This is a genomic window from Streptomyces sp. SBT349 (assembly GCF_001083795.1).
In the GTDB taxonomy this organism is placed as follows: Bacteria; Actinomycetota; Actinomycetes; order Streptomycetales; family Streptomycetaceae; genus Streptomyces.
On sequence record NZ_LAVK01000251.1, the window covers coordinates 1 to 11,496 of the forward strand.

The 11,496-nt window shown below is 74.0% G+C and carries 12 protein-coding genes and 1 pseudogene; 8 read left to right on the plus strand and 5 right to left on the minus strand.

Features of this window, described 5'->3' with window-relative positions:
- Positions 1 to 92: 92 nt before the first annotated feature.
- Positions 93 to 1,442 (plus strand): GH1 family beta-glucosidase, encoded by a 1,350-nt coding sequence (locus ADY01_RS25530; protein WP_049578223.1) that lies wholly within the window; start codon positions 93 to 95, stop codon positions 1,440 to 1,442.
- An 81-nt stretch (positions 1,443 to 1,523) separates the two neighbouring features.
- Here ADY01_RS25530 and gndA read toward each other — a convergent pair whose 3' ends face one another.
- The 3 genes from gndA to ADY01_RS25545 form a co-directional block, all read right to left on the minus strand.
- Complete coding sequence (gene gndA / locus ADY01_RS25535; RefSeq protein WP_049578206.1) at positions 1,524 to 2,963, minus strand: NADP-dependent phosphogluconate dehydrogenase; 1,440 nt, start codon at positions 2,961 to 2,963, stop codon at positions 1,524 to 1,526.
- A 94-nt stretch (positions 2,964 to 3,057) separates the two neighbouring features.
- The gene (locus ADY01_RS25540) at positions 3,058 to 3,888 is read right to left on the minus strand and encodes an aldo/keto reductase (protein WP_049578208.1); all 831 of its coding nucleotides are present in this window, start codon (positions 3,886 to 3,888) and stop codon (positions 3,058 to 3,060) included.
- A 117-nt stretch (positions 3,889 to 4,005) separates the two neighbouring features.
- Positions 4,006 to 5,019: a right-handed parallel beta-helix repeat-containing protein gene (locus tag ADY01_RS25545; RefSeq protein WP_049578210.1), complete on the minus strand. Its 1,014-nt coding sequence runs from the start codon at positions 5,017 to 5,019 to the stop codon at positions 4,006 to 4,008.
- A gap of 177 nt (positions 5,020 to 5,196) precedes the next feature.
- Between ADY01_RS25545 and ADY01_RS25550 the strand changes: the two genes are divergently transcribed.
- From ADY01_RS25550 to ADY01_RS25560, 3 genes are read left to right on the plus strand one after another with little or no spacing between them, the layout of a single operon-like run.
- Positions 5,197 to 5,676: a hypothetical protein gene (locus ADY01_RS25550; RefSeq protein ID WP_053171198.1), complete on the plus strand. Its 480-nt coding sequence runs from the start codon at positions 5,197 to 5,199 to the stop codon at positions 5,674 to 5,676.
- A gap of 1 nt (position 5,677) precedes the next feature.
- On the plus strand, positions 5,678 to 6,106 hold the full coding sequence (locus ADY01_RS25555) for a phage holin family protein (RefSeq protein ID WP_049578211.1): 429 nt from the start codon (positions 5,678 to 5,680) through the stop codon (positions 6,104 to 6,106).
- A complete protein-coding gene (locus tag ADY01_RS25560; protein ID WP_049578213.1) occupies positions 6,082 to 6,633 on the plus strand; it encodes a DUF3618 domain-containing protein in 552 nt (183 codons plus the stop codon). The genes ADY01_RS25555 and ADY01_RS25560 overlap by 25 nt, the downstream gene beginning before the upstream one ends.
- Before the next feature lie 3 nt (positions 6,634 to 6,636).
- Here ADY01_RS25560 and ADY01_RS25565 read toward each other — a convergent pair whose 3' ends face one another.
- A complete protein-coding gene (locus ADY01_RS25565; RefSeq protein WP_049578215.1) occupies positions 6,637 to 6,807 on the minus strand; it encodes a hypothetical protein in 171 nt (56 codons plus the stop codon).
- Positions 6,808 to 6,890: 83 nt separating this feature from the next.
- Between ADY01_RS25565 and ADY01_RS25570 the strand changes: the two genes are divergently transcribed.
- A complete protein-coding gene (locus ADY01_RS25570) occupies positions 6,891 to 8,123 on the plus strand; it encodes a DUF4032 domain-containing protein (protein WP_049578217.1) in 1,233 nt (410 codons plus the stop codon).
- A gap of 4 nt (positions 8,124 to 8,127) precedes the next feature.
- Entirely contained in the window at positions 8,128 to 8,943 is an 816-nt protein-coding gene (locus tag ADY01_RS25575) for an Fpg/Nei family DNA glycosylase (protein ID WP_049578219.1), read from the plus strand.
- Here ADY01_RS25575 and ADY01_RS25580 read toward each other — a convergent pair.
- Entirely contained in the window at positions 8,915 to 9,898 is a 984-nt protein-coding gene (locus ADY01_RS25580) for an aldo/keto reductase (protein ID WP_049578227.1), read from the minus strand. The two genes, ADY01_RS25575 and ADY01_RS25580, sit on opposite strands and share 29 nt — an antisense overlap.
- A 70-nt stretch (positions 9,899 to 9,968) precedes the next feature.
- Between ADY01_RS25580 and ADY01_RS25585 the strand changes: the two genes are divergently transcribed.
- Complete coding sequence (locus ADY01_RS25585; protein ID WP_078900597.1) at positions 9,969 to 10,904, plus strand: Rieske 2Fe-2S domain-containing protein; 936 nt, start codon at positions 9,969 to 9,971, stop codon at positions 10,902 to 10,904.
- Positions 10,905 to 10,975: 71 nt separating this feature from the next.
- A pseudogene (locus ADY01_RS39915) lies at positions 10,976 to 11,496 on the plus strand (NAD(P)-binding protein); the annotation flags it as partial.

Genomic DNA, 11,496 nt, shown 5'->3' on the forward strand with positions numbered 1-11,496 from the left:
CGCGGTTCACTGCCCGGAGGGCTCAGGCATGGACCCCCCCCCCCAAGCCGCCCGCCCACCCCCGGGCCCCGCCCGCCGCGCCCGTCCCCGGGCTGCCGCGCGACTTCCGCTGGGGCGTCGCCACCTCCTCGTACCAGATCGAGGGCGCGGTGGACGAGGACGGCCGCACCCCCTCCATCTGGGACACCTTCTGCCGCGTCCCGGGCGCCGTGGTCAACGGGGAGAACGGCGACATCGCCTGCGACCACTACCACCGGATGCCCGAGGACGTCGACGTCATCGCGAGCCTCGGCGTGGACGCCTACCGCTTCTCGCTCGCCTGGCCCCGCGTCCAGCCGGGCGGCACGGGCCCCGTCAACCCGCGTGGCATCGCCTTCTACGACCGGCTCGTCGACACCCTCCTCGACCGCGGGATCACCCCCTGGCTGACGCTCTACCACTGGGACCTGCCCCAGGAGCTGGAGGACGCGGGCGGCTGGCCCGCGCGCGACACCGCCCTGCGGTTCGCCGACTACGCCGAGATGACCTTCGACGCCCTCGGCGACCGGGTGAAGCACTGGACCACGCTCAACGAGCCGTGGTGCTCGGCGATGCTCGGCTACGACCAGGGAGTGCACGCGCCCGGCCGGCGCGACTTCGGCGCGGCCATGCACGCCGTCCACCACCTGCTGCTCGCCCACGGCCTGGCCGCCCAGCGGCTGCGGGCCAGGGCGGGTTCGGACATCGAGCTGGGCATCACGCTCAACCTGGCCCACGCCAGCGCCGCGACCGACGCGCGGGCCGACAAGGAGGCCGCCCGCCGCGCCGACGGCCTGGGCGCCCGCATCTACCTCGACCCGCTGGTCCACGGCCGCTACCCGGAGGACGTGGTCGGCGCGCTGGCGGCCCGCGGCATCACCCTGCCGGTCGAGGACGGCGACCTGGCGGCCATCTCCACGCCGCTCGACGTGCTGGGCGTCAACTACTACTCCAGCCAGCAGTTCTCGGGCACCACCGAGGACGGCGCCACCACGGACGAGAACGGCCTTCCGGTCGTGCGCACGGTGCCGTTCGGCAGGCCGGTCACCGCCATGGACTGGGAGATGGTGCCCGAGGGGCTGACCAAGCTGCTGGTGCGGCTGCACGAGGAGTACGGGCTGCCGCTGGTCATCACGGAGAACGGCGCCGCGTTCGACGATGTGGCCGAGGCCGGGGGCGCGGTCCACGACGCGGACCGCACGGCCTACTTCGCGGACCACCTCAGGGCGGTGGGCGCGGCCAGGGAGGCGGGCGCGGACGTCCGCGGCTACTTCGCCTGGTCGCTGTTCGACAACTTCGAGTGGGCGTACGGGTACGACAAGCGCTTCGGCATCGTGCGGGTGGACTACGACACCCAGCGGCGCACGGTCAAGGACAGCGGCGCCTGGTACCGCGACACGATCCGCCTGACCCGCGGAGCCTGACCCCCAGCCGCACCCGCATCGCCGCCCCGCCCCGCGCCCTCCCCGGGCCCGGGGCGGGGCCGCGCGCGCACCCTCGGCCCCTCAGTCCTGCTTCTCCTCCGTGCGGTCGCCACCCCACAGGGTGTGGTACGTGCCGTCGCGGTCGGTCCGTTCATAGGTGTGGGCGCCGAAGTAGTCGCGCAGGCCCTGGACCAGGGAGGCGGGCAGGCGGCCGGCGCGCAGCGCGTCGTAGTAGGCCAGCGCCGCGGAGAACCCGGGCGCGGGGACGCCGAGTTCGGTGGCCTCGGCCACCACGTGCCGCCACGCGTTCTGCGCCGCGCGCAGCGCCTCGGAGAACGTGGGGTCGGTCAGCAGCGTCACCGGCGCCCGGTCCCCGCCGTAGGCGGAGCGGATCTCGCCCAGGAAACGCGCCCTGATGATGCAGCCGCCGCGCCAGATCGCGGCCACCGCCCCGCGGTCGATGTCCCAGCCGTACTCCTTGCTGCCGGTCTGGATCAGGTGCCAGCCCTGCGCGTAGGCGACGATCTTCGAGGCGTACAGCGCCTGTTCGACGTTGTCCGTGAACCGCCGCGCGTCGTCCGGGTGCAGCTCGGGCCGCTCGGGGCCCGGCAGCCCGGCCGCCGCCTCGCGCAGTTCACCGTGGCCCGACAGCGACCTGGCGAAGACGGCCTCGGCGATCCCGGAGACGGGAACACCCAGGTCGAGGGCGGTCTGCACGGTCCAGCGGCCGGTGCCCTTCTGCTCGGCGCGGTCGGCGACCACGTCCACGAAGGGGCCGTCGGTGGCGGCGTCGGTGTGCGCCAGGACCTCGGCGGTGATCTCGATCAGATACGAGTCGAGCCGCCCCTCGTTCCAGGTGCGGAAGACGTCCGCGATCCGCGCGGGCGGGTAGCCGGCGACCTTGCGGAGCAGGTCGTAGGACTCGGCGATGAGCTGCATGTCGGCGTACTCGATGCCGTTGTGCACCATCTTCACGAAGTGCCCCGCGCCGTCGGGCCCGATGTGGGTGCAGCAGGGCTCGCCGTCCACCTGGGCCGCGATGCTCTCCAGCAGCGGGCCGAGCGCCTCGTAGGACTCGGTGGAGCCGCCGGGCATGATGCTGGGGCCGTGGAGCGCGCCCTCCTCGCCGCCCGAGATGCCGCAGCCGACGAAGTGCAGGCCGCGCTCCTTGAGCGCCGCCTCCCGGCGGCGGGTGTCCTCGAAGTGGGCGTTGCCGCCGTCCATGATCATGTCGCCCGGTTCGAGCAGGGGGGCGAACTCGTCGATCACCGCGTCGGTCGCCGCCCCGGCCTTGACCATGAGGACCAGGCGCCGCGGCCGTTCCAGCGCGGCGACCATGTCCCGCGCCGACTCGGCGGGGACGAACGCGCCCTCGTGGCCGAACTCCTCGACCAGCTGCCGCGTCCGCGACGCCGTTCTGTTGTGCACGGCGACGGTGTGGCCGTGCCGGGCGAAGTTCCGCGCCAGATTGCGCCCCATCACCGCGAGTCCCGTGACCCCGATCTGCGCCTGCCCAGCCATGTGCCCGCTCCCTTCGTCGATGACCGCGGATGGCCGCGGATCGCTGTGAATCGCCGCGTACTGTCGCGAAGTGCCCTGAGTGCGACGGGAGTTGTCAGAATTCCTCGTGAACGTCCGGGTCGCCGCCGAGCCGCAGCCGTTCGCGGTCGGTGAGGGCCGCGGTCTCCTCCGGGGTCAGCGAGAAGCCGAAGATGTCCAGGTTCTCGCGCTGCCGTTCGGCGTCGGCCGACTTGGGGATCGGCACGGCGCCCAGTTCGACGTGCCAGCGCAGCACCAGCTGCGCGGGGGTCACCCCGTGTTTCCGGGCGAGGCCGACGAGGGCGGGCTCCTTCAGCAGCGTGCTGCCCTTGCCCAGCGGGCTCCAGCTCTCGGTGAGGATGCCCTTGTCGGCGTGGTAGGCGCGGGCCTCGTCCTGGGGGAGGAAGGGGTGCAGCTCGATCTGGTTGACGGCGGGCAGCACTCCCGTCTCCCGTTCGAGGCGCGCGATGTGCTCGGGGGTGAAGTTGGAGACGCCCAGGGAACGCACCAGCCCGTCGTCCCGCAGGGTGATCATCGCCCGCCAGGTGTCGACGAAGGCGTCGATGCGGGGGAGGGGCCAGTGGATGAGGTAGAGGTCCAGGCGGTCGAGGCCGAGGCGCGACCTGGACTCCTCGAACGAGGCGAGCGTCTGCTCGTAGCCTTGGTGGCGCCCCGGCACCTTGGTGGTGACGGTGATCTCCTCGCGCGGCACGCCCGAGGCGGCGATGGCGCGGCCGACCTCCGTCTCGTTGCCGTAGTTGACCGCGGTGTCGATCAGCCGGTAGCCGACGGCCAGCGCGTCCGCGACGGCGCGTTCGGCCTCGCGGCCCGTCAGCGGCCAGGTGCCGAATCCGGTGGCGGGCAGGGAGTGCGCGTCGTTGAGCGGGTGCGAGGGGACGTCTGTCACGGTTACTCCTGGTGAGGGCCCGGTGTGCACGCGGGGTCAGGGTACCCACCGCGGTCGCGCGGGGGCGGGTTCTCGTCCGCGCGCGTCACTCCCTTCCGCTGCCCCGGCGCGGCACTCTCATGCCGGGGCGCGGGGGCCCGTGCGGGCCAGGGGTTGGCCGCCGACCGGGATTCCGGGGTTGACCAGGCCGTTGCCGCCCGTGACGGTGTTGTCGGCGGCGACCGTGACCGGGCAGGAGCCGGCGTGGTAGTGGGTGACATTGATGGCGTAACGGTCCGGGCCGCTCGCCCCGGTGAGGTCCGCGTGGTTGTCGCGGAAGACGGTGCCGCAGCCCCAGCCGTCCCGCACCTCGTGGGTCTGGAAGCCGTCGTTGGTGGTGCGGCTGCCGGTGTTGCCCTCGACCAGCACGTCGTTGCCCTTGATGTCGACCCAGGAGTCGTCGTAGTTGGCGCCGGTCAGGCCGCTGCCGTCGAAGGTGTTGCCGATGACGCGGGCGCCGGTGGTGCCCTCCTTGATGTCGATGTTCTCGCCGCCGATGCCGGGCCCGAGGGTGTTGCCCTGGATGAGGATGTCGTCGCTGTTGTCGTCGGTGCCGCCCGCGCTGCCGACGTAGACGCCCTCACCCATGCCGCGGCCGTCGCGTCCCGTGTCGTGGATGCGGGAGCCGGTGATCGAGCCGCCGGAGGAGGAGTCCCTGAAGTGCACGGCCTCCATGTCCAGGCCGTGGACGGTGACGGAGTCGATGTGGACCCCGTCCGCGCGGTCCATGACGATGCCCTTCTGGCCGCCGGTGACCGTGAACCCCTCCAGCCGCCAGTGCCCGGCGCCGTCCAGGTGGAGCCCGTACCCGCCGCCCGCGGTGAGCACCGCGGCGGCCGAGCCGGTCAGCGTGATGGGCGCGGCCTCGGTGCCGGGCCGGGTGATGTCGAAGTTGCCGCGGTAGGTGCCGTCGGCCAGGCGGATGGTGTCGCCGGGCTGGGCCGCCGCGAGGGCCGCCTCCAGCGCGTCGGCGTCCGCGACGTCGACGACCGCGGCCCCCTCCGCGGTGCCGGCGCGGGCGGCCCCGGGGACGGCGGCGGCCAGCAGGGCCGCCGCGGCGGCGGCGGTGACGGTGATGCGGGCGGTGGACATGGGGCCCTCCCGGGGTGATCGGCGGCCGGATGCCGGTCGGTGGTTGCCATGTATACGAAGAGTCGCCCGTTCTGGGAAGAGTGCCGGGAGTGAGTTTGTGTGGTTTTCATACCTTTCGCACTGGCAACTCGGCAGTTCCGGAACCAGCGGGAGCACCCGATCCGGAGAGGAAGAGCGATGACACAGACGGTGCGAACGGGCGCGGAGCGTGCCCGTCAGGTCGGTGACCAGGCCAGGTCGGAGGCGCAGACGGCGGCGCACGACCTCAAGGGCCGCATCGGCGAGGAGGCGGACAGCCGGACGCACGGCGCCGCCGGGGCCGTACGCCGCTGGGCGGACGACCTCGCGGGCCTGGCGGACAACGCTCCGGACGACTCGCCGGCGCGCGGCCTGGTCGCCCAGGCGGCGGACCGCGGACACCAGGCCGCCGACTACATCGACCGGCGGGGCTTCGACGGCCTCGTCGACGAGGTGCAGACCTTCGCCCGGCGGCGCCCGGCGGCGTTCCTCGGCGGCGCGATCCTCGCCGGATTCGCGCTGGGCCGGGTGGTCAAGGGCGGCAGGGCGGACGGGGCCGGCGGTCCTGAGGACACCGAGGCGTACGAGGAGCCAGAGGCCCCCGGGGACACCGGGGGCACCACCGAGCCGGAGGCGTGACATGTCGCTCACCAGCAGGCGCGTCGCGCAGCGCACCGAGCACCCGGGCGAACGGAACGGGTCCGTGCGCGAGACGCTCGCCGAGATCACCACGGACACCCAGCGGCTCTTCCGCCAGGAGATCGAGCTGGCCAAGGCCGAGCTGAGGCAGGAGGCCGCCTCCGCGGGCAAGGCCGCCGGGCTGTTCGGCGGCGCGGGGTTCGCCGCCTGGATGGTCGTCGTCTTCGCCTCGCTGGCGCTGGCGTTCGGCCTGGCCAACGTCATGGACGCCGGCTGGGCCGCGCTGATCGTCGCCGGTGCCTGGGCCGTCATCGGGACAGGGCTGTTCCTCGTCGGCCGCACCCGGGCGCGGAACGTCTCCCTGACCCCGCGCGCCACCAAGGACACCCTGAAGGAGGACGCCCGATGGGCACGTCACCCGAACGCATAAGGGCCGACATCGAGGCCACCCGGGCCGAGCTGGCCGCCGACCTGGACCAGCTCGCCGACCACGCGAGCCCCCGGGGCATGGCCCGCCGCAGGGGGGTGCGGCTGTCCGCCGCCGCCACCGCGCTGCGTGAGCGGGCCATGGGCGGCTCCGCCCAGGGCGCGGGCCGCACGAAGGAGCAGGGCCGGCGGGCGAGGGAGCAGGGTTCGCGGGCCGCACGGAACACCCGCGAGACCGCGAGCCGGGCGGGCGACGCCGTGGCGCGCACCCCGGAGCGTGCGGCGAGCACGACCCGCGGCAACGCGCTGGTCGCGGGCGCCGTCGCGTTCGGTGCCGGGCTGCTCGTGGCCGCGCTCACCCCCGGCACCCGTCCGGAGGAACGCGCGCTGGGAGGGGCCGCGGCCCCGCTGACCAACGCCGCGAAGGAATCCGCCCGGCACCTGAGGGAGGACACCACCGAGGCGGGACGGCGGGCGGCCGGGAACATCAAGGACGCCCAGGGACCCGCCGCGTCCGGCGCGGGGGAGTGACCGCTACCAGCGGTACCAGCGCGAACGGCGGCCCCCGGTCGTCGTGCTGCGCATCAGGAACCCGACCAGCCAGATGACGAGCACGGCGACCGCGAACCACCACAGGATCTTCAGGGCGAAGCCCGCGCCGAACAGAATCAGCGCCAGGAGGAGAACGAGAAGCAGGGCTGTCATGGAGGACTTCCGCGATCGACACTGGTTGAGCGCTCACCGGGTTGCCCGTGCCCCGGCCGGGAAACCTGGCGCAGACTGAACCCATGGAGCTTCAGATCACCGCCACCGATCCCGCCCATCCCGCGACACTCCTCGACCTGCCGTGGGACATCCCGCTGGCCGAGTGGCCGGAGAAGCACCTGGTCGCCCTTCCCCGCGGCATCTCCCGCCACGTGGTCCGCTTCGCCAGGGCGGGCAGCGAGGTCTTCGCCGTGAAGGAGGTCGGCGAGTGGGCGGCCGTCCGCGAGTACGCGCTGCTGCGCGACCTCGACCGGCTGGCCGTCCCCTCCGTCGACCCCGTGGCGGTGGTCACCGGCAGGACCGACGAGGACGGCGAGCCGCTGGAGCCCGTGCTCATCACCCGGCAGCTCAAGGGCTCCCTGCCCTACCGCTCGATGTTCGAGACGACGATGCGCCCGACCACCATCAAGCGGCTGCTCGACGCGCTGGCCGTGCTGCTGGTCCGGCTCCACCTGAGCGGCTTCGCCTGGGGCGACTGCTCGCTGTCCAACACCCTCTTCCGCCGCGACGCCGGCGCCTACGCCGCCTACCTGGTGGATGCCGAGACCGGCCAGATACAGCCCACGCTCACCCGCGGCCAGCGCGACTACGACCTGGAGGTCGCCCAGGTCAACATCGTCGGCGAGCTGATGGACCTGGAGGCGGGCGGCTCCCTGCACCCGTCCGTCGACCCCGTCCCGTTCGGCCAGGAGATCGTCGAACGGTACGGCGACCTGTGGCACGAGCTGACCCGCACCTCGATCTACCCCAGGGACAAGCGCCACTACATCGACCACCGCATCAGGCGGCTCAACGAGCTGGGCTTCGACGTCGCCGAGATGCAGATCCAGCGCTCCCCCGACGGCGACGCCGTCACCTTCCTGCCCAAGGTCGTGGACGCGGGCCACCACCAGCGGCAACTGCTGCGGCTCACCGGCCTGGACGCCGAGGAGAACCAGGCCCGCAGCCTGCTCAACGACCTGGAGACGTGGATGGCCACCCAGGAGGACTACGCCCCCGGCGACCCCCTCGGCGCCCGCCCCGAGGTGCTGGCCCACCGCTGGGTCCGCGACGTCTTCCGCCCCGCCGTCCGCGCCGTCCCCCAGGACCTGCGCGACGGGGTCGACACCGCGCAGATCTACCACGAGCTGCTGGAGCACCGCTGGTACCTCTCCGAGCGCGCCCAGAACGACGTCGGCATGGAGGCCACCGCGGAGGACTACATACTGACCATCCTCCGTCCCCGCGCGGAGGCCGCGGCCCACGGCGTACCGTGAGGACATGCCCGAATTGCCGGATGTCGAGGGGTACCGCCGGGTCCTGGACTTGTGCGGCAGCGGCCACCGCATCACCCGCATCGACGTCGCCGACGCCGGAGTCCTGCGCGAGACCACCGCGCCCCGCCTGCGCAAGGCCCTGGTGGGCCGCCGCGTCGGCGCGCCCGAGCGCCACGGCAAGTGGCTCCTCGCCCGCACCGACGGCCCCACCGCGCTGCTGCACTTCGGCATGACGGGACGCCTGGTCGCACAGGCCCCCACCGACCCGCTCGCGCCGCACGACCGCGTCACCTTCGTCCTCGACGACGACCGGCAGCTCCGCTTCCGCGACCAGCGCAAGCTCAAGGGCATCTGGCTCGCCGAGGACGAGGACGGCGTCGACCGGCTCATCGGCGACCAGGGCCCCGACGCCCTGTCCGTCACCCCCGCCCAGCTCGACCGGCTCCTCGCCGGGCGGCGCGGCAGGATCAAGAGCGTCCTCACCGACCAGAGCGTCGTCGCCGGCCTGGGGAACCTGCTCGCCGACGAGATCCTGTGGCGCGCCGGCATCCGCCCCTCGCGCCCCGCGAGCGACCTGGCACCCGGCGAACGGCGCAGGCTCGCGGGCGCCATGCGGTCCGTGCTGCGGGCCTCCGTCAAGGAGGGCCACGTCCCCGCCAGGCCGTCCTGGCTGACCGGCCACCGCGACGACCCGGACCCCGTCTGCCCCCGCTCCTGCGGACCGATGCGCCGCGACCGCGTCTCGGGCCGCACCACGGCCTGGTGCCCCGACTGCCAGGGCGACCCGGCCCCTACCAGCGGTCGTGGACCCGCGGCCTGATCCGTTCGTCGTACAGGGCCCGGACCGCCTCCAGCGTCTCCTCCGGCAGGGGCGGGAGCGCCGCGGCCTCCGCGTTGGAACGCGCCTGCTCCGCCGAGCGGGCCCCCGGGATCACGGTGGTCACGCCCGGCTGCTGCACGACCCACCGCAGCGCCGTCTGGGCGGGCGTCGCCCCCTCGGGCGCCAGGGCGGAGAACGCCGCCGCCGCCTCCACGCCGGTGGCGTAGTCCACGCCCGAGAACGTCTCGCCCTGGTCGAACGCCTCCCCGTGCCGGTTGTACGTGCGGTGGTCGTCGGCCGCGAACGCGGTGTCCTTCGTGTACCGGCCCGACAGCAGACCCGAGGCCAGCGGCACCCGGGCGATGATCGCCACGCCCGCCTCCGCCGCCGCGGGCAGCACCCGCTCCAGCGGCTTCATCCGGAACGCGTTCAGGATGATCTGCACGCTCGCCGTGCCCGGGCGCGCGATCGCGGTGAGCGCCTGCTCACAGGTCTCCACGCTCACCCCGTAGGCGGCGATCCGCTCCTCGGCGACCAGCGTGTCCAGCGCGTCGAACACCGCGTCCGACGCGACCACCGGCGTCGGAGGGCAGTGCAGCTGCACCAGGTCCAGCCGGTCCACCCCCAGGTTCTCCCGGGACCGGTCCGTCCACGCCCGGAAGTTCCCCAGCGTGTAGTTCTCCGGGACCTGCGCCACCCGGCGGCCCATCTTGGTGGCCACCGTGATTCCCGCGTCGGGGCGCTCCCGCAGATACGCCGCGATCGTCCGCTCGCTGCGGCCGTCCCCGTACACGTCCGCGGTGTCGAAGAACGTCACCCCCGCCTCGCGGGCGGCGTCCAGCACGGCCAGCGCGTCCGCCTCCCGGACGGTGCCCCAGTCGGCGCCCAGCTGCCACGTGCCGAGGCCGACGACCGACGCCGACCCCCCTGACCTGTCGAAAGTCCGCTGCTCCATGCGGGGCATTCTGCCAGCGCCGACGCGCGGGCGAGCTGTTTGCCTCCCGGGGAGAGGGGAACTGGACGGCATGGCCTTCTTCGAGAGACTTCCCAGTGCCACCGCCGCCGCCCAGTCCGTCCTCCCCGACCGCTCGGCCGGCCCCGGGCGGGTGCTGGCCGCCGTGGACCGGATCGAGGGGTCGCGGTGGGCCGACTCGTTGATCACCTCGCTCCGCGGCATCGTGCGGCTGATGCCCTCGGGGACCCGCGACGTCCTCCACGGCACCTGGCTGGGACACCCGGTGCACCCGGCGCTGGTCCAGCTGCCGATCGGCACCTGGACCTCGGCCGCCCTCCTCGACCTCATCCCCGGCCGCGGCAAGGGCGCGGGCGCGCTGATCGCGGTGGGCGTCGCCTCGGCGGCACCCGCGGCCGTCGCGGGCTTCGCCGACTGGGCCGAGCTGCGCAAGCCGCAGGCGCGGGTCGGCCTGGTCCACGCCGCGGCCAACTCGGCGGCGATCGTCCTGTACACCGCCTCGGTCGTCTCCCGGATCAGGGGCCGGGGCCTGCGCGGTCGCGGCTACGCCTTCGCGGGCCTGGCCACGGCCTCGCTCGGCGGCGCCCTGGGCGGCCACCTCGCCTACCGCCAGGGAGCGGGCGTCAACCACGCCGAACAGGTCGCGGCCGTCGTCGAACCGGGCTGGCACCTGCTCGGTCAGCTCTCCGAGTTCCCGGTGGGCGAGCCGGTCCAGCGCGTCTTCAGCGACGTGCCGGTGCTGGTGCTGCGCGCCGCCGACGACACGGTGCAGGTGATGGCCGACCGGTGCAGCCACATGGCCGGGCCGCTGTCCGAGGGCGAGATCATCGACGGCTGCGTGCGGTGCCCCTGGCACGGGAGCCTCTTCCGCCTCTCCGACGGCTGGAACCTCGAAGGTCCCGCGACGGCCCCCCAGCCGGTGTTCGAGACCCGCGTCACGGCCGGCCGCGTGACGGCCCGCCTCCCGGAGGAGCGCAAGGAACTCTGACGCCGGGCTCCCGCCCGGCCGCCCGGGACCCCTCGGCCAGGTGGCCGGGGGCGGTCCGTATTCTCGGGGGCATGGCGCGGCACGAGACGTCACTCAGGGACTTCGTCGAACGGGTGGTGCCCGGAGGATGGGCGGCGGGGGTGGGCGAGGGCCTCGCCGGCGCCGACCACGCACCCGCGCTGGCGCTCCTCGACGGCGCCACCCCCGGCGAGCAGGAGCGCCTCCTCGCCGAACACCCCGCCCTCGTCGCCCTCGCCAGGCGGTGCGTCGCGGGCTACTACGGGGACAACCCCGCCGCCTGGCGCGAGATCGGCTACCGCCCGGGGCCCGAGGAGGCCGATCCGGCGCCCGAGACGGCGGCGCCGCGCACCACCGGCTGGGACGAGCTCGCCGCCCGCTACGACACCGTCGTCGTCGGCGCGGGCGCCGGCGGAGGCGTGGTCGCCTGCGTGCTGGCCGAGGCCGGGCAGCGGGTGCTGCTGATCGAGCGCGGCTCCTGGCTCACGGCCCGCGACCTCGCCCCCGACCACCTGCGCAACCAGCGCGTCATACCGGGCTGGACCGACCACTACGACACCCCCGCCGGTCCCCC